Consider the following 17,721-nt stretch of genomic DNA (forward strand, 5'->3'; position numbering starts at 1 on the left):
CCCGCCCGCCGTGCGCTCGACCGAAAGAAAGAAACCGCCCATGACCTTTTCCCATTCCCCCAATCGCCGCACGGTGCTGGCGGCGCTGGCCGCCACGGCCACGCTGGGCGGCACCGGGCTGGCCGCCGCACAAGGCGCTGCGCCGTCCGTGGTGCGCATTGGCTACCAGAAGTCGTCCACGCTGACCGCGCTGCTGAAAGTGCAGGGCACGCTGGAAAAGCAGCTCGCGCCGCTGGGTGTGCAGCCCGTGTGGCACGAGTTCACGAGCGGCCTGCCGCTGCTGGAGGCGCTCAACCTCGACAACCTGGACTTCAGCGCCGACGTGGCCGACACCGTGCCGGTGTTCGCCCAGGCCGCCGGGGCCCGCGTGACCTTCGTGGCACAGGAGGCACCGTCGCCCACGGCCCAGGCCATCCTGGTGCGGGCGGACTCGCCGCTCAAGACCGTGGCCGAGCTCAAGGGCAAGAAGGTCGGCTTCGCCAAGGCGGCGGGCGCGCACTACCTGCTGATCGCCGCGCTGGAAAAAGCCGGCCTGTCGTTCAAGGACATCGAGCCGGCCTACCTCACGCCCGCCGACGGCCGCGCCGCCTTCGAGCGCGGCGCCATCGATGCCTGGGTGGTGTGGGACCCGTTCCTCGCGGCCGCGCGGCAGCAGTCTGGCGCCCGGGTGCTGGCCGACGGCACGGGCCTGGCGTCGTACCAGCGCTACTACCTGGCCAGCACCCGGTTCGCCCAGGCGCGGCCCGACGTGCTGCGCACCCTGTATGCCGAACTGGAAAAGGCCGGCCGCTGGACCAAGGCCTACCCCAGGGAGGCCGCCGCGCTGCTGGCCCCCGTGTGGGGCCTGGATGCGTCCGTCATCGAGCAGGCCAACGGCCGCCGCAGCTATTCCGTGCGGCCCGTGGTGCCCGAAGGACTGGCCGAGCAGCAGCGCATCGCCGATGCCTTCTTTGCCGAGAAGCTGATCCCGCGCCGGGTGGATGCCCTGGCCGTTCCCCTGTTCAAGCCCGGAGCCTGACCCCATGCCTGACGCCCGACCTTCCTCTTCTGCATCCCCCGCCGGCGGCGTGCGCCTGCAGGCGCGCGGCCTGTCCAAGCGCTACGGCCAGCGCGAGGTGCTGCGCAACGCGCAACTGGAAATCGAACCCGGCGAATTCATCGCCATCGTGGGCCGCAGCGGCTGCGGCAAGAGCACCTTGCTGCGGCTGGTGGCCGGGCTGGAGGCCGCCAGCAGCGGCACGCTCACCACCGACGGCCAAGCCGTGGCCGGCCTGCACGGCGACACGCGCATCATGTTCCAGGAAGCCCGGCTGCTGCCCTGGCGCCGGGTGCTCGACAACGTGACGATCGGCCTGCCCAAGGCCGCGCAGGCGCGGGGCCGCGAGGTGCTGGCGCAGGTGGGCCTGGCCGACCGCGAGGGCGAATGGCCGGCCCGGCTGTCGGGCGGGCAGCGCCAGCGCGTGGCCCTGGCGCGCGCCCTGGTGCACCAGCCGCGCCTGCTGCTGCTCGATGAGCCGCTGGGTGCGCTGGATGCGCTCACCCGCATCGAGATGCACCGCCTCATCGAGGGGCTGTGGCAGCGCCATCGCTTCACGGCGCTGCTCGTCACCCACGACGTGCAGGAGGCCGTGGCCCTGGCCGACCGCGTGGTGCTGATCGAGGACGGCCGCATCGCGCTGGACGAGCGCATCGACCTGGCCCGCCCGCGCTCGCAGGGCGACGCCGCGTTCGCCGCCATCGAAAAACGCATCCTCGACCGCGTGCTGCAAAAGCCCGACGCCGACCCGCCGGCCGATCCGGCCTGGCCCGGCATTCCCGCGCACGGGCTGCGCTGGGCGGTCTGAAACGACGCCTTCCATCGTTCCGTTCCCCTGATTTTCGATCCCACCGTTTTCCGTTCCCGGACTTTTCAAGGAGAAAACCATGTCCATCCAAGCCATCAACGTGCGCAATCAATTCAAGGGCAAAGTGCGCGAGATCGTCCGCGGCGACGTCGTGTCCGAGGTCGATGTCGAGACGCCCTGGGGCATCGTCACCTCCGTCATCACGACGCGCTCGGTCGATGAACTGAGCCTGGTCGTGGGCTCCGACGTCGTGGCGTTGGTCAAATCCACCGAGGTGTCGATCGCCAAGCTGTGAAGGGCATCGGGGCCAAAAACGCCCCTGGCGCATGATTCACTAGGGCGTTGTGCTATAAAAAAAGTAGCACTTGCTTTAAAAGGCGGCCTGCGGGCCGCCTTTTCCATGGTGGAGCGATCCTGCTGGGGGGGCGCTGCGGCACGGCGCCCGGCGTGTCCGCCTTCATCCGTGCGGGCGCTTTCCGACACCGTTGCGTGCGGCACCTCGGTAGCGTCGAGGCCTGTTCCAACGAGGCACTCCCATGAATCCTTCTCCCATCGAATCATTCAAGCGGCTCCAGCGGTACGACGACCGGCGCCCCGGCTTCCAGGGCGAGCACTGGCTGGTGCTGGGCGCGGGCGCCGCGCTGCTGCTGGCCTCGCGCCGCAGCCCCTCGCCCTTGCGGCGCACCGTCGGCTCTGCGCTGGGCAGTGCGCTGCTGGTGCGGGCCGCCAGCGGGCGCCAGGGCTTGGCCAGCGTCCTGCGGTACCTGCCGCTGGGCCGGCGCTGGTAGGGCGCACGCCCGGCGCGGCGAAGCGAAGCGGCTGCCTCAGGCGTTTTCGTCCCGCTGCGAAGGCGCGGTGCGGCACAGGTAGTTCTCCAGCAAGGTGACCAGCTCCGGGGCGAAGCGGGGGTCGCCGAGCAACTTGGGCCGCTCCGCGGTCACGGTGTGCACGACCGCATGCGCGGCCACGCCCACCAGGTAGGTCGCCAGGTCCGGGTCCGGCACGTTCTGCATGAGCGGCCGGATCACCTCCAGGAATTCCCCGCGCAGCTGGTGCTTGTCTTCTTCCAGGCCGCGCACCGTGCGGGGCAGTTCGTCGTAGATGGCTTTGTGCACGGCGGGCGCGGCGCGGTGCTCCTCCACGATCATCTCGACGACCACCGTTAGCGCCTTTCGCAGGGAGGGCTGCTCCGGCAGGACCTGCAGCGCCTTGCGCAGGTCAGAGCGCGTCTCGACGGCATGCCGCCGCTGCAGTTCTGCGATCACCGCCTCCTTGTTCGGAAAGAACTGGTAGAGCGAGCCGATGTTCACGCCCGCGCGCTCGGCGATGGCATTCGTGGTGAATCCTGCCCAGCCCACCTTGGTCAAAATGTAAGTCGCGGCTTGCATGATGGCATCCACGGTGGCGCGCGAGCGCGCCTGGACCGGGATTTTGCGGGGCGTGGCAGCGGTTTTGCTTTTGCGCGGGGACGGCATGGGAACGCGAGTTTCGGAAATAAAAGCTTTAACTTACGATTTAAAGCATGAAAACACAAGACCTGCTGCATCCCTGGGATGCCTTCCAAGCCGCCAACCGCTTTCGCCGGGCGATCCGCCGATTCCGGCCCACACCGATTCCGGAAGCGGATGTCCGGGCCCTGCTGCGCGAGGCCACCTTCGCCCCGTCCAGCGGAAACATGCAGCCCTACGAGCTGCACTGGGTTCGCACCCCGGCCGTGAAAGCCCGCCTCGCACAGGCCTGCAACGGGCAGAAGGCGGCGGCATCGGCCGCGGATTTCGTCGTCTTTGCCGCCAGTCCCGCCATCGGGCGGCGCACCGCCCAGGCGCAGCTCGACCATGTCGAACGATCGACCGTGCTGGGGCCGGAATCGAAGGCCTACCACCGCAAGCAGATCGGCATGTTCCAGCGGATCCTGGGTACGGGCTCGTCGGTGCTGTGGTCGCCGTGGCTGCTGCTGGCCGCCTGGGCGCGCCCCACGCTGTCGCTGCTGCCTGTGGGGCACATCGGCGGCCGCCAGTGGGCCGCGCGCAATGCGATCTTCGCGGCCCAGACCCTGCTGCTGGCCGCGGCGGCGAAGGGCATCGATTCGTGCCCCATGGAGGGCTTCTCCGCGTCCGCCGTCGCCAAGCTGCTGGGACTGCCGCGCGGCACCGTCATCCCCCTCGTTGTGGCGCTGGGCTACCGCGCCGATGACGCCCGCGTCGAGGATCGCTGGCGCCTGCCTTTGGAAGAGTCGGTCGTCGCCCATTGACCGGCAGGGTGACGCCACGCGGCCGGCGTGCTCCGTGCCGTGCCGTGCCGTGCCAGGAGCCGGGCCGCCCGCGTTCGGGATGCTCGTCAGTATGGTCTGTCGGAATTTGCAATAACGCATCCGTGTTGCGTTATTGGGTCTAGAATCTGCTGTTGCAACTCAGTTGCAGTAGTAAATAAATTCACCTTCGGCCATCCTCATCCCCTTTTAAACTGCGGCACCTTTCCCTGTGATCCCGCCGTGGCGCTCTGCCCCGGCCGCCGGCGGCCTTGGCATCCGCACGGCTCGCGCGCATCGGGTCCTGCCTTTTCCACCGTCCACGCCGGCCTGGCTCTCAAAGGCCGCTCCCTGTCTTTTTCCATCCCATCATGCGACCGCTTTGCCCGACAGCTTCCCTCTGGTTGACCCCTTTGCTGGCGCTGTCCGCGCCCGGCGCCATGGCCCAGGAGGGCGGCAGCACCGCCGCGCTGCCCACGGTGGTCGTGAAGGAGCAAGCCACGCCGGGCGCGCTGGACCAGCCGGCCGAGGGCGCGTCCCGCCTGGGCCTGTCGGTGCGCGAAACGCCGGCATCCATCGACGTGGTCTCGCGCCAGGTGCTGGGCGAACGCGGGCTGCGCACCGTCACCGAAGCGGCCCAGGCCGCCGTGGGCGTGACGGCCGGGGACTTTCCGGCCGAGCCCAGTGCGTTTTCGATGCGCGGCTTTGCCAACAGCCAGATCAACACGCTCTACAACGGCATCAAGATCGGTCCGCCCAACATGACCTCGCGCGTCATGGACACCGCCAACCTGGAGCGCATCGAATTCCTGAAAGGCGCGGCCTCGCTGATGTCGGGCGAGGGCGCCTCGGGCGGGGCGGTGAACTTCGTCACCCGCGCGCCGCACCGCGGCCCGGTCCAGACCGAGGTCGAGACGGCGGCCGGCTCGTTCGGCGAGCGCCGCGTCCGCATGGGCTCAGGCGGCACCACCGCCTGGAAGGACCTGGATTACCGCATCGACCTGAGCGGCTCGGACAGCGACGGCCCCGTGCAAGGCACCCATCAGCACAACCGCCACCTGTCGGGCGGGCTGGACTGGCATGTGCGCCCCGGCCTCAAGTTCTTCGTGGCGGCCGAGGTCAAGCGCGACCGGGGCAGCAGCTATTGGGGAACGCCGCTGGTTTCCGCCGCCGCGCCCGGCATCGAGCCCGAGGGCGGCGTGGTGTCCGGCACCTACACGTCGGGCTTCAACGGCAGCGCGCTCGGCCCGGTCGCGATCGACCGGCGCACGCTGCGCACCAATTACAACGTGCTGGACAACCGCAACGACGCGCGCGAAACCTGGCTGCGCACCAGCATGGACTGGCGCATCGACAGCGCCTTCACGCTGCGCACACAGATCTACCGCTACACAGCCACGCGCACCTGGTTCAACAACGAGATCGCCGCGTTCAACGCCGGCACCGGCCTGGTGGACCGTGAGCGCTTCTACGTGGCCCAGGACCAGACCTCGGTGGGCCAGAAGACCGAGCTGCAGTGGGACGGCCAGATCGCCGGCCGCGACAACCGCTGGGTGGCGGCGCTCGAATACAGCGACCTCGACCTGACCCGCCCCGGCGCGGCCAATTTTCCGGGTGACAGCGTGAGCCTGGTGAACCCCGATCGTGGCACCTACGGCCCGCTCACCCGGCAATGGCAGACGAGCGGCGTGCGCAACACGGTGCTCGCGCTGGAAGACCGGTTCTCGGTTGCGCCGGGCTGGACGCTGCTCGGCGGACTGCGGCACGAATCCATCGAGCTGTCGCGCACCTCCACCGATGCCGCCGGTGCGCCGCGCGCCGGCTTTCCGTTCGACAAGGCCTGGCACCCAACCACGGGGCGCGTCGGCCTGACCTGGACCCCAGCCGCCGGCACCACCGTGTATGGCCAGTACGCCACGGGCGCCGACGTGGCGGCCAACAACCTGTTCCTGCTGCGCGGCACGCAGCCGCTGGACCTGACCCGCACGCGCAATGTGGAGGCCGGGGTCAAGCAGTCGTTCTGGCAGGACCGCGGCGAATGGACGCTCGCGGTGTACGACACCGAGCGCCGCAACGTCTATGCCGCGCAGGGCGGGCAGTCGCTGGCCGTGGCAGGGGCCCTGCAGTCGCGGGGCGCCGAGGCCTCGGTGGCGCTGCGGCCCGATGCGCACTGGAGCCTGTGGTCCAACCTGGCGCTGAACCGCGCGCGCTACCAGGACTACGCGCTGGCCGGTGGCGGCTCGCTCTCTGGCAACACACCACCCAACGCCCCGCGCGTGGTGGCCAATGCCGGCGTGGGCTACCGCTTCGTGGCCGGTGTGCCGGTGCAGGTATCGGCCTCGCTGCGGCATGTGGGCGAGCGGTTCCACAGCGATGCGAACACCGTGCGGCTGGCGGCCTACACCGCGCTCGACGCTGCCGTGGCCGTGGACGTGGCCCGCGGCGTGCAGCTGACCCTGCGCGGGCGCAACCTGACCAACCGCGTGTACGCGGCCTGGGCCGATCCGTTCTACCCGGACCAGATCCTGCTGGGCGCCCCGCGCAGCTTCGAGCTGGCCCTGCGCTGGACGCTGTGACATGCAGGCGCTGCTGCGGGCCGAGGGCCTGGGCTTTCGCACCCCGCAGGGGCGCCCGCTGCTGCACGGCGTGAACGCCTGCGCGGCCCGCGGCGAATGCGTGGCCCTGGTCGGCCCCAACGGCGCGGGCAAGAGCACGCTTTTGAGGCTGCTGGGCGCGCGGGCCGTGCCCACCGAGGGCCGGGTGAGCGTGCTCGGGCACGACCTGGCCGCCTGGCCGGCGCCCGAGCGTGCGCGGCACATCGCCGTGCTGGGGCAGACCGAAACCGCCGACCTCGCGTTCCGCGTGCACGATTACGTCGCCCTCGGGCGGCTGCCCCACCAGCACCATGCCGGCCGCGCGGAGCACGCGCGGGCGGTGGAGGAGGCCCTGCACACCTGCGCGGTCGACTCCCTGGTGCACCGGGCGTTGTCCACCCTGTCGGGCGGCGAGCGCCAGCGCGTGCACCTGGCCCGCGCCCTGGCGCAGCAGCCCGCGCTGCTGCTGCTGGATGAGCCCACCAACCACCTCGACCTCGCGGCGCGTGCTGACCTGCTGGCCCTGGTGCGCGGGCTCGGCATCACCGTGGTGGCTGCGCTGCACGAGCTGGGCCTGGTGCCTTCGTTTGCCGACCGGGTGTGGATGCTGGACCGCGGCGCCCTGGTGGCCGACGGCCCGCCCGATGAGGCGCTGAGCGCTGACCGCGTGGCCGCCGTGTTCGGCATGGAACTGGTTCACACGCGGCACCCGCGCCATGGCGGCACGCTGTGGTCGTTCGAGCGCAAGGTGGCGGCATGAGGCGCGCGCTGCGGCGGTGGGCGGCCGGCCGATCCCTGGCGCTGGCGGTGGCCGGCGTGCTGTGCGGCGCGGGCCTCGCGCTGGCGCAGGGTGCGGGTTCGGTGCCGGGGTTCCCCGTCACCGTGCCCAACTGCGGCGACACGCTGCGCATCGCCGCGCCGCCCCAGCGCATGGTCGTGCACGACCTGAACATGGTCGAGATGGCGATGGCGCTCGGGCTGCAGTCGTCCATGGTGGGCGTGACGGGCATCACTGGCTGGTACAAGACCGATGCGGCGTTCCTGCGCAGCCTGGGGGCCATTCCGGAGCTGGCCCCCAAGTACCCCACGCTGGAAACGCTGCTGGCCGCCAAGCCCGACCTGTTCTTCGCCGGCTGGTACTACGGCATGCAGCCTGGGGGCGAGGTGACCCCTGCCACCCTGGCGCCGCACGGCATCCAGACGCTGATCCTGACCGAAAGCTGCGCGCACACGCTCGGCGACAAACCGCGCGCCACGATGGACCTGCTGTACGGCGACCTGCTGCGCCTGGGCACCGTTTTCGGCCGCCGTGCCGAGGCCGAGCGGCTCATCGCGCAGTGGCGCGAGCGGGTCCGGGCCGCGACCCGGTCGCCGCTGCCGCAGCCGCCACGCGTGTTCGTCTACGACTCGGGCGAGGACAAGCCCTTCACCGCGGGCCGCGCCGCCATGCCCACGGCCCTGATCGAGGCCGCGGGCGGGCGCAACGTGCTGGGCGATGCCCCCATGAGCTGGGGCACCAGCGCCTGGGAGACGGTCGCGGCGAGCAACCCGCAGGTCATCGTCCTGCTGGACTACCAGAATGGCCAGGGCCCGGAACACCTTCAGCGCCTCCTGCAGGCGCACCCGGCCATGCGGCTGACCGACGCCGTGCGCCAGCGCCGCTTCGTCACGCTGCGCTATGCCGAGTTGACGCCCGGGCCCGCCAACATCGACGCCATCGAGAAGCTGGCCCGCGCCCTGAGGCAGGCACCATGACGCCGCCGGGGGCGGATGCCCGCACCGCGCGGCGCAGCGCAGTGCCTCTGCGGATCGCGCTGCGCCGCGCGGCGCCATGGGGGATCGCGCTGGCCCTGGCGTTGTTGGTCATGGCGTCGCTCACCGCGGGCAGCGCGCCCGTGTCGTGGCGCGAGGCCGCCGCGGCACTGGCGGGGCCCTGGGCCGGCGTGTTCGGCGCGCCGGCGGGTGACATGGCGCAGGCCATCGTGCGCGACCTGCGCCTGCCGCGTGTGGTGCTGGCGCTGCTGGTGGGCGCCACGCTGGCCCTGGTGGGCGGCCTGCTGCAAAGCACCACGCGCAACGACCTGGCCGACCCGTTCCTGTTCGGCCTGTCCTCGGGGGCTTCCACGGGCGCCGTGGCCGTCATCACGTTGACCGGCGAATGGCTGGGCGCCTGGACCTTGCCGGCCGCGACCTTCGCCGGGGCCGTGGTGGCAGCGGGCGCCGTGCTGCTGCTGGTGCGCCGCGCGGGCGGGCAGGGGCCTGCGCAGACGGTGCTGGCCGGGTTGGCGGTGTCGTTTCTGTTCGGCGCGCTGACGCACGGGCTGGTCTTTGCGGGCGATCAGCGCGCGGCGCATGCCGTGGTCTTCTGGTCGCTCGGCGGCCTGGGGCTGGCGCGGTGGGACAACCTGTGGCTGGCATGCCTGGGGCTGGCCGTGCCCATGGTGTTCGTCTGGCGCCGCCACCGCGCACTGGATGCGCTGCTGGCCGGCGACGACACCGCCCACAGCCTGGGCATCGCGCCCGAGCGGCTGCGCACGCAGGCCTTCGTGGTGGCCGCGGTGGCGACGGCCTGCTGCGTGGCGCTTGCCGGGGTGATCGGCTTCGTCGGCCTGATGGTGCCGCATCTGGCGCGGCGGCTGTCGGGGCCCCTGCATGCCGCGTTCCTGCCGTTGGCCGGGGTGATGGGGGGCGCATTGCTGCTGGCGAGCGATCTGGTGGCACGCACGCTGCTGGGCTCGCAGGAATTGCCGGTGGGCATCGTCACGGCGGGCATCGGCGCCGTGTTCGTGATGGCGCTGCTGCGGCGTCGGGTGGCGGACTGACATGGATCATCAGATGTTTTTGATCCTAAGTCATGGAAATATATTCTTTCTGGTTTGAAGGGCCGACTCCTAAGATCGCGGCAGCTTCCCTGAAAGGTGTTTTCCGTGATCCGACCGCTCTCCGTGGCAACCGACATTTCCCCAGGCCTTCCACGATCGGCTGACGCCTGGCCCGAAAGGGGCGGCGCATGAACTTTCAGCAACTGCGCTCCGTGCGGGAGGCCGTGCGCTGCGGCTTCAACCTGACCGAGGTGGCCGCCATGCTCTACACCTCGCAACCCGGCGTGAGCCGCCAGATCCGCGAGCTGGAGGAAGAGCTGGGTCTTGAAATCTTCGCCCGCGCGGGCAAGCGCCTCACCGGGCTCACGCCCCCCGGCGCCACGCTGCTGCCCATCGTCGAGCGGCTGCTGCTGGAGGCCGAGAACCTCAAGCGCGCCGGCCTGGACTTCAGCGCCGCGCAGGAAGGGCGCCTGTCCGTGGCGGCCACGCACTCCCAGGCGCGCTACGCCTTGCCCCAGGTGGTGCGCGACTTCCGGGCGCTGTACCCCCACGTGTCGCTGCACCTGCACCAGGGCTCGCCCCGCCAGGTGGCCGAAATGCTGCTGTCCGGCGAGGCCGACATCGGCGTGGCCACCGAGGCGCTGGCCGGTTACGACAGTCTGGTCACGCTGCCGTGCTACCGGTGGTCACACAGCATCGTGGTGCCGCCGGGGCATGCGCTGCTGGACCAGGCCGAGCCCGTCACGCTGCAGCAGCTGGCGCGCTTTCCGATCATCACCTACGAGTTGGGCTACACCGGCCGCGCGCACATCGACGAGGCCTTCTCGCGCGAGGGCCTGACGCCTGACGTGGTGCTGACCGCCATGGATGCCGATGTGATCAAGACCTACGTGGAACTGGGCATGGGCGTGGGGATCGTCGCCTCCATCGCCGTGGACCCCGACCGCGACCGCCACCTGCGCATGCTGGACGCGCGCCACCTCTTCGAGGTCAACCTGACCCGCCTGGGCCTGCGGCGCGGCAGCTGGATGCGCGGCTATGCCTACCGCTTCATCGAGAGCTTCGTGCCGACCCTCACGCGCGAGGCGGTGGAAGCCGCCATGAAGGCGCCCGTGCCCTGAGCCGGGCGAAAGAGGGCCAGCCAGCGCTCAAGGCGGCGGGGCAGGCTGCGACAACACCCACAGCGCGAGGGCCCGCGCCTCGGGCTCGGTGATGCGGGCCTGGCGCGGCATGATCACGCGGCCCCAGGTGCCGACGCTGCCGTTGCGGATCTTGCCGGCCAGCCGGACCGGCGCCTCCGGGTCGTTGCGGTAGCGCTCGGCGATCTGGGCGAACCCCGGCCCCACCTGCTTGCGGACCATGCCGTGGCAGGCCATGCAGCTATGCTCCTGACCCAGGTGCCGATCCTCGGCGGCCTCGCCGGTGACGGCAGCGCTCGCCAGCCACAGGCCCGCCAGCACCGTCACGGCCCCGTGCCAGCCCAGCCGCGGCCCGGTGGCCGGGCCTGCGGAACGGGGCAGGGTGCGTGGGGCCATGGCGGTGCGGAAAAGGGCGTGGGTCATGCCGTCGAGCATAGCGGTGCGCATGCGGCACGATGGGATGGCGCCCACGCACCGCCTCCGTTGTCCGGCCTGCCGTTTTGCGCATATCCAAACGCGTTCTTGTCGCTTGGGCCAGCGCATCGGCCCCGATAGATTCGCTCCAAGCCCACCGCACGGCGCAGTGGGCACTCCAGCGAAAGGACGAGGGATGACGACTGCAGCATTGCGATTTCAACGCCACCTCCCGACATGGCGCGACGGCCTGTATGCCCTGGCATTGGGCGCGGCCATCGCGCTGTGCGGCACCGCCTTCGCGGCCACGCCGGTACCGCAGGGTCCGCTGGTCACCACCGACTGGCTGGCGCAGAACCTGGACAACGCCAAGGTCCGCGTGATCGAGGTCAGCGTGAACCCCGGCCTGTACGAGCGCAGCCACGTGCCCGGCGCAGTCAACTTCTCCTGGCATTCCGACCTGAACGACAAGGTGCGCCGCGACATCGTGGGCAAGGAGGCATTCGAGGCGCTGCTGTCCAAAGCCGGCGTGGCACCGGACACCACGGTGGTGCTCTACGGCGACACCAGCAACTGGTTCGCTGCCTGGGGCGCCTGGGTGTTCGACATCTACGGCGTCAAGGACGTGAAGCTGCTGGACGGCGGCCGCAAGAAATGGGAGGCCGAGAACCGGCCGCTGAACAACCGGGTGCCCGAACCCGTGGCCACCACCTACCGCGTCGCCAGCGTCAACACCCAGCTGCGGGCCCGGCTGTCCGACGCGCTGGCGGTGGCCGAAGGGCGCAGCGATGCCCGGCTGGTGGACATCCGCTCGGCGGACGAATACACCGGCAAGGTCTTCGCCCCGGCCGGCGTGCCCGAGCTGTCGGTCCGCGCGGGCCACATTCCCGGCGCGGCCAATGTGCCGTGGGGCCAGGCGGTGCGCGAAGACGGCACGTTCAAATCGGCCGAAGAATTGAAGAAGCTTTACGCCGCCGCGGGCATCGACGGCAGCAAGCCGATCATCACGTACTGCCGCATCGGCGAGCGCTCCAGCCACACCTGGTTCGCGCTGAGCAAGATCCTGGGCTACGAGGTGCGCAACTACGACGGTTCGTGGACCGAATACGGCAATGCCGTGGGCGTGCCCATCACCAACCCGTCCGGCACCCTCTGGGCCGCCAAGTAGCGCCGGGCCAAAACAGTTTGTCAGTAGGGGGTCTCTTTTCAAGCCCGCCGCGTGCGGGCTTTTTTTTGTCCGGAGGTTTTGGCCATGCGCGTTGCGGGACTGTTTTCATGGGGATTGCTGGCCGCGGTGGGGGTTGCCGCCTTGGCGCTGCAGGGCCAGCCGGGCGGGCGCACGCTGGCTTTCTCATTGGCGGTGGGCGCCGTGCTGGGCGTGGTGCTGCAGCGGTCGCGCTTTTGCTTTTATTGCCATGCCCGCGACTGGTTCGCCGACGGCAACCCGCGCGGCCTGCTGGCCCTGGTCCTGGCGCTGGCCGTGGGCACGGTGGGATACACCGTCGTGCTGGGCAGCTGGGTGCCGGTGCCCACGGCCGGGCAATTGCCGGCGGACATGCACATCGGCCCGGTGAGCCTGGCCCTGGTGGCCGCGGGCCTGGCGTTCGGCGCCGGCATGGTGGTGTCGGGCTCGTGCATCAGCGCGCACTGGTACCGGCTGGCGGAGGGCTCGCCCGTCGCGCCTTTCGCCCTGATCGGATCGGCCGGCGGGTTCATCCTGGGGTTTCGCACCTGGAACCCGCTGTACAGCGCCAGCGTGGCCGACGCACCGGTCGTGTGGCTGCCGGCGCACCTGGGCTACGGCGGCGCGCTGGCGCTGCAGCTGGGCGTGCTGGCGGCCATCGCGGCCTGGCTGTGGCGCGGATTCGCCCACGAGGCGCCCGGGGCCGCCGCCGCGCCCCCGGGCGTGCCAGGCCTGCGCGAGGCATGGCGGCGATTGTGGGCGGGCCGCTGGCCGTACTGGGCGGGCGGATTGGCGGTGGGGATCATCGGTGCCTTCGTGATCGTGCGCATGCGGCCGCTGGGTGTCACGGCGACGCTGGGCAGCGCGGCCCGCTCGCTGGCGCAGGGGCAGGGGTGGATCCCCGACCGGCTCGACGGCCTGGACAGCCTGGCAGGATGCGCCACGGCCCTGCAGGCGACCTGGCTCACGCCCAACGCGGTGCTGATCGGCGGGCTGGTCGCGGGCGCTTTCATCGCGGCGCTGGCCAGCGGCCAGTTCGCGCCCCGCTGGCCCAACGGGCGCGACGCCGTGCGGGGCCTGGGTGGCGGCGTGCTGCTGGGCTGGGGCGCGATGACCGGGCTGGGGTGCACCGTCGGTACCCTGCTGTCGGGGGGCATGGCCGGCGCGCTGTCGGGCTGGGTGTTCGGGGCCGCGGTGTTCGTGGCGGTCTGGGGCGGGGTGAGGGCGCGGGCCTGGCGGGCGGGCCGGGCCGCCCGCTGATGCTTGAAGTGTTTTGGCCTCGATGCCGGCGGATTTCATGCCTGTATTGCTACTAAATTCGTAGCAGATCACGTTTTTGCGACTTGTGGGGCCAGGTGTGCATCGCGGCACTGTCCGACGACAAAGGGCGTCTTGGCTGACGGAGGGCCCGTGCCCGGTCGAGCCACCATCGGCGGGTCGCCCGCGCCGCGGGCCCGCATCCGATTCAGGGAACGCATGGCATCCAAAGACAAAGAGAAAGAAAAAGACAAACCCGCCGGTCCGGCCGTGAGCGAGAAGGACATCAAGGCGCAGCGCGATCTGTGCGTGCTGGGACCGCACGGCGACCTGCGCCTGGCCTCGGTCACCATCGACGGGTACAGCCTGGAGCTGCGCGACGGCGACGGCTTTGTGGGCGACAACGCCAGCCGCACCGCCTTCCGCGAAATGCTCGATGCCTGGCGCAAGCTCTACACCGACATGGCCGGCAAGGACCCACTGGGCAGCAAGCCCACGCGCGAGATCAGCAAGCAGCGCCTGGACGAGCTGCTCGAAAAGGACGGCACCGCCGCCCGCGCCATCGAGGCTGCCTCGGAGGACTACGCGCTGCAGCTGTCCCACGTGGTGCAGTGCTTTCTCAAGCACAAGACGTGGCGCGGCGTGAAGCGCGTGATCATCGGTGGGGGCTTTCACCAGAGCGAAGTGGGTGAACGGGCCATCGCCCGGGCCGCCGAAATCCTCAAGAAGGAAAAGACCTCCGTCGAACTGCGCACCCTGCACCACCACGCGGACGAGGGTGGCCTGATCGGCTGGGTGCACCTGGCGCCGCCGGCGCTGCTGCAGAGCTACGACGCCATTCTGGCTGTGGACATCGGCGGCACCAACGTGCGCTGCGGCATCGTGCAGACCCACCTGCACAGCGCGCCCGACATGTCCAAGGCCGAGGTGCTGATCCGCGAGAAGTGGGGCCATGCCGACGACGCCCCCAAGCGCGACGAACTGGTCGAAGGCATCGCGGAGATGCTGGAAGACCTCGTGGCCCATGCCGAGAAGGAAAACATCCGCCTCGCGCCCTACGTCGGCGTGGCCTGCCCGGGGCTGGTCTGCGAAGACGGGTCGCTGGCGGGCGGCACGCAGAACCTGCCGGGCAACTGGGAGAGCATCCGTTTTCACCTGCCGCGCGACCTGTGCGAGCGCCTGCCCTACATCGGCCAGGGCCGCACGCAGGTCTGCCTGCACAACGATGCGGTGGTGCAGGGCCTGTCGGAGCTGCCATTCACCACCGACGTGAAACACTGGGCCGTGCTCACCGTGGGCACGGGCCTGGGCAACGCCAGCTACACGAACCGCGCGGACGGCTGAGCCGCAGGCCCGCGCCCGGCGGGGCAGGGCGCGGAAGACCCGCAGGACAGGGCAGGGCCGATCTCCGGCGCCTTGGAAGGGCGCCGCGCTGCCCAATAGGGCGGGCCGCCCTCCGGCATGCCCCGAAACCTATAATCGACGTCCCCAGCCCTCGCCGGGACTTCATGGGCCTCACATGCGTTGAGGCACCTCGGCACCCCACCAGATTCCAAGATGAGCCAGCCCACTTCCAGCGTCGCAGACATCCGCAAGACTTTCCTCGACTTCTTCGCGTCGAAGGGCCACACCATCGTTCCGTCGAGCCCGCTCGTGCCGGGCAACGACCCGACGCTGATGTTCACGAACTCGGGCATGGTGCAGTTCAAGGACGTGTTCCTGGGCACCGACAAGCGTCCTTACCAGCGTGCCACCTCCGTCCAGGCATGCCTGCGTGCGGGTGGCAAGCACAACGACCTGGAGAACGTGGGCTACACGGCCCGCCACCACACGTTCTTCGAAATGCTGGGCAACTGGAGCTTTGGCGACTACTTCAAGCGCGAATCGCTGAAGTGGGCCTGGGAACTGCTCACCGAGGTCTATCAGCTGCCGGCCGAACGCCTGCTGGCCACCGTCTACGAAGAGGACGACGAGGCCTACGACATCTGGACGAAGGAGATCGGCCTGCCGCCCGAGCGCGTGATCCGCATCGGCGACAACAAGGGCGGCCGCTACAAGTCCGACAATTTCTGGATGATGGCCGACACGGGGCCCTGCGGCCCCTGCAGCGAAATCTTCTACGACCACGGCCCCGAGATCCCCGGCGGCCCGCCCGGCAGCCCGGACGAGGACGGCGACCGCTTCATCGAGATCTGGAACAACGTGTTCATGCAGTTCGACATGGCCGAGGACGGCTCCGTCAAGCCACTGCCCGCACCATGCGTGGACACGGGCATGGGCCTGGAGCGCCTGGCCGCCATCCTGCAGCACGTGCACAGCAACTACCAGATCGATCTGTTCGATGCGCTCATCAAGGCCGCGGGCCGCGAGACCCACACGGCCGATCTGTCCAACCCGTCGCTGAAGGTGATCGCCGATCACATCCGCGCGACCTCGTTCCTCATCGTGGACGGTGTGCTGCCGAGCAACGAAGGCCGTGGCTACGTCGAGCGCCGCATCGTGCGCCGCGCCATCCGCCATGGCTACAAGCTGGGCCAGAAGACGCCTTTCTTCCACAAGCTCGTCAAGGACCTGGCCCAGCAGATGGGGGACGCCTACCCCAAGCTGCGCGAGCAGGAGCAGCGCATCACCGACGTGCTCAAGACCGAAGAGGAACGCTTCTTCGAGACGCTGGCCAACGGCATGGAAATTCTGGACGCCGCTCTGGCCGGCGGCGCGAAGGTGCTGCCCGGCGACGTGGCCTTCAAGCTGCACGACACGTACGGCTTTCCGCTCGACCTGTCGGCCGACGTGTGCCGCGAGCGCGGCGTGACCGTGGACGAGGCCGGTTTCGCCGAAGCCATGAACAAGCAAAAGGCCCAGGCCCGCGCGGCCGGCAAGTTCAAGATGGACAAGGCGCTGGAGTACACCGGCGACGTCAACCGCTTCACCGGCTACGAGCAACTGGCCGAGAAGACCGCCAAGATCACTGCCATCTATGTGGACGGCGTCGGCGTGGCTGCGCTGCGCTCGGGGCAGGAGGGCGTCGTGGTGCTCGACACCACGCCGTTCTACGCCGAAAGCGGTGGCCAGGTGGGCGATCAGGGCGTCATCGCCAGCGGCTCGGCCCGCTTCGCGGTGGCCGACACGCTCAAGATCAAGGCCGACGTGTTCGGTCACCACGGTAGCCTGGAAGCGGGCACCCTGAACGTGGGCGACACCGTGACGGCCGAGGTGGACACGGCGCTGCGCGCCGCCACCATGCGCAACCACTCCGTCACCCACCTGATGCACAAGGCCCTGCGCGAAGTGCTGGGCAGCCATGTGCAGCAAAAGGGCTCGCTGGTGAACGCCGAGCGCACGCGCTTCGACTTTGCCCACAATGCCCCGGTGACCGATGCGCAGATCCGCGAGATCGAGCGCCGCGTGAACGAGGAAATCCTGGCCAACACCCCCACCGGCGCCCGCGTGATGGACATCGAGTCGGCCCAGAAGACCGGCGCCATGATGCTGTTCGGCGAGAAGTACGGCGAAAGCGTGCGGGTGCTGGACATCGGCACCAGCCGCGAACTGTGTGGCGGCACGCACGTGGCGCGTACCGGCGACATCGGGCTGTTCAAGGTCGTGGCCGAAGGCGGCGTGGCAGCCGGCGTGCGGCGGATCGAGGCCGTCACCGGCAGCAACGCGCTGGCCTATCTGCAGCAACTCGAAGACACCGTGACCCGTGCGGCCAGCGTGCTGAAGGCACCGGTGGCCGAGCTGAACGGCCGCATCGGCCAGACGCTGGACCAGGTGAAGGGGCTGGAGCGTGAAGTGGCCGCACTCAAGGGCAAGCTCGCTTCGGCGCAGGGCGACGAGATGCTCGCCCAGGCGGTGGACATCAAGGGCGTGAAGCTGCTGGCGGCCCAACTGCCCGGCGCGGATGCCAAGACCCTGCGCGACACCATGGACAAGCTCAAGGACAAACTCAAGTCTGCCGTGATCGTGCTGGCGGCCGTCGATGGCGACAAGGTTCAGCTGGCGGCCGGCGTGACCGCCGACAGCGTGGGCAAGGTCAAGGCCGGCGAGCTTGTCAACTTCGTGGCCCAGCAGGTCGGCGGCAAGGGCGGCGGCAAGCCTGACATGGCCATGGCCGGTGGCACCGATGCGTCCGCGGTGCCCGCGGCGCTGGCATCCGTGCAAGGTTGGGTGGGCGAACGCCTCTGATTTTCAGGGCGCCGCAAAAACAAAGGCCCGCATCG

The 17,721-nt window shown here is 70.0% G+C and carries 16 protein-coding genes; 14 read left to right on the forward strand and 2 right to left on the reverse strand.

The features are described 5' to 3' along the window. Nucleotides 1–40 precede the first annotated feature (40 nt). The 4 genes from R1Z03_RS19850 (at nucleotide 41) to R1Z03_RS19865 (ending at nucleotide 2,632) form a co-directional block, all read left to right on the forward strand. On the forward strand, nucleotides 41–1,018 hold the full coding sequence (locus R1Z03_RS19850; protein WP_284431215.1) for an aliphatic sulfonate ABC transporter substrate-binding protein: 978 nt from the start codon (nucleotides 41–43) through the stop codon (nucleotides 1,016–1,018). A gap of 4 nt (nucleotides 1,019–1,022) precedes the next feature. Then, nucleotides 1,023–1,844 carry an ATP-binding cassette domain-containing protein gene (locus tag R1Z03_RS19855; protein ID WP_284425653.1) on the forward strand — a complete coding sequence of 274 codons (822 nt, stop codon included), beginning with the start codon at nucleotides 1,023–1,025 and terminating at the stop codon, nucleotides 1,842–1,844. A 79-nt stretch (nucleotides 1,845–1,923) separates the two neighbouring features. Beyond that, nucleotides 1,924–2,139, forward strand: coding sequence for a molybdopterin-binding protein (locus tag R1Z03_RS19860; RefSeq protein ID WP_092743710.1), 216 nt, complete (start codon nucleotides 1,924–1,926; stop codon nucleotides 2,137–2,139). Between the two features lie 241 nt (nucleotides 2,140–2,380). Further along, nucleotides 2,381–2,632 carry a hypothetical protein gene (locus tag R1Z03_RS19865; protein ID WP_284404467.1) on the forward strand — a complete coding sequence of 84 codons (252 nt, stop codon included), beginning with the start codon at nucleotides 2,381–2,383 and terminating at the stop codon, nucleotides 2,630–2,632. 36 nt (nucleotides 2,633–2,668) lie between these two features. Here the strand turns inward: R1Z03_RS19865 and R1Z03_RS19870 are convergent, their stop codons facing one another. After that, complete coding sequence (locus R1Z03_RS19870; protein ID WP_272569334.1) at nucleotides 2,669–3,232, reverse strand: TetR/AcrR family transcriptional regulator; 564 nt, start codon at nucleotides 3,230–3,232, stop codon at nucleotides 2,669–2,671. 134 nt (nucleotides 3,233–3,366) lie between these two features. Between R1Z03_RS19870 and R1Z03_RS19875 the strand changes: the two genes are divergently transcribed. The 6 genes from R1Z03_RS19875 (at nucleotide 3,367) to R1Z03_RS19900 (ending at nucleotide 10,629) form a co-directional block, all read left to right on the forward strand. After that, nucleotides 3,367–4,095, forward strand: a complete 729-nt coding sequence (locus R1Z03_RS19875; RefSeq protein WP_317354313.1) for a nitroreductase family protein — start codon at nucleotides 3,367–3,369, stop codon at nucleotides 4,093–4,095. A gap of 401 nt (nucleotides 4,096–4,496) precedes the next feature. After that, the gene (locus R1Z03_RS19880; protein WP_317354316.1) at nucleotides 4,497–6,668 is read left to right on the forward strand and encodes a TonB-dependent receptor; all 2,172 of its coding nucleotides are present in this window, start codon (nucleotides 4,497–4,499) and stop codon (nucleotides 6,666–6,668) included. Between the two features lies 1 nt (nucleotide 6,669). Beyond that, complete coding sequence (locus tag R1Z03_RS19885; RefSeq protein ID WP_317354319.1) at nucleotides 6,670–7,446, forward strand: ABC transporter ATP-binding protein; 777 nt, start codon at nucleotides 6,670–6,672, stop codon at nucleotides 7,444–7,446. After that, nucleotides 7,443–8,441 carry an ABC transporter substrate-binding protein gene (locus R1Z03_RS19890; RefSeq protein ID WP_317354321.1) on the forward strand — a complete coding sequence of 333 codons (999 nt, stop codon included), beginning with the start codon at nucleotides 7,443–7,445 and terminating at the stop codon, nucleotides 8,439–8,441. Before R1Z03_RS19885 ends, R1Z03_RS19890 begins: the two co-directional genes overlap by 4 nt. Next, a complete protein-coding gene (locus R1Z03_RS19895; protein ID WP_317354324.1) occupies nucleotides 8,438–9,508 on the forward strand; it encodes an iron ABC transporter permease in 1,071 nt (356 codons plus the stop codon). The genes R1Z03_RS19890 and R1Z03_RS19895 overlap by 4 nt, the downstream gene beginning before the upstream one ends. 188 nt (nucleotides 9,509–9,696) lie before the next feature. Then, nucleotides 9,697–10,629 carry a CysB family HTH-type transcriptional regulator gene (locus tag R1Z03_RS19900; protein WP_317354326.1) on the forward strand — a complete coding sequence of 311 codons (933 nt, stop codon included), beginning with the start codon at nucleotides 9,697–9,699 and terminating at the stop codon, nucleotides 10,627–10,629. Nucleotides 10,630–10,656: 27 nt separating this feature from the next. Here the strand turns inward: R1Z03_RS19900 and R1Z03_RS19905 are convergent, their stop codons facing one another. Beyond that, nucleotides 10,657–11,070 carry a c-type cytochrome gene (locus R1Z03_RS19905; RefSeq protein ID WP_317354329.1) on the reverse strand — a complete coding sequence of 138 codons (414 nt, stop codon included), beginning with the start codon at nucleotides 11,068–11,070 and terminating at the stop codon, nucleotides 10,657–10,659. A gap of 187 nt (nucleotides 11,071–11,257) precedes the next feature. On the opposite strand from R1Z03_RS19905, the gene R1Z03_RS19910 reads away from it, so the two are divergent. The 4 genes from R1Z03_RS19910 to alaS all read left to right on the forward strand — a co-directional run bounded on the left by R1Z03_RS19910 (nucleotide 11,258) and on the right by alaS (nucleotide 17,686). After that, a complete protein-coding gene (locus R1Z03_RS19910) occupies nucleotides 11,258–12,229 on the forward strand; it encodes a sulfurtransferase (protein WP_284425646.1) in 972 nt (323 codons plus the stop codon). Nucleotides 12,230–12,313: 84 nt separating this feature from the next. Then, nucleotides 12,314–13,504, forward strand: coding sequence for a YeeE/YedE family protein (locus R1Z03_RS19915; protein ID WP_317354332.1), 1,191 nt, complete (start codon nucleotides 12,314–12,316; stop codon nucleotides 13,502–13,504). Nucleotides 13,505–13,720: 216 nt separating this feature from the next. Continuing rightward, on the forward strand, nucleotides 13,721–14,845 hold the full coding sequence (locus tag R1Z03_RS19920) for an ROK family protein (protein ID WP_317354334.1): 1,125 nt from the start codon (nucleotides 13,721–13,723) through the stop codon (nucleotides 14,843–14,845). 213 nt (nucleotides 14,846–15,058) lie between these two features. Continuing rightward, on the forward strand, nucleotides 15,059–17,686 hold the full coding sequence (alaS, locus tag R1Z03_RS19925; protein WP_284431205.1) for an alanine--tRNA ligase: 2,628 nt from the start codon (nucleotides 15,059–15,061) through the stop codon (nucleotides 17,684–17,686). Nucleotides 17,687–17,721 lie beyond the last annotated feature (35 nt).

The organism is Acidovorax sp. BLS4 (assembly GCF_032929295.1).
Classification (GTDB): Bacteria; Pseudomonadota; Gammaproteobacteria; order Burkholderiales; family Burkholderiaceae_C; genus Paracidovorax.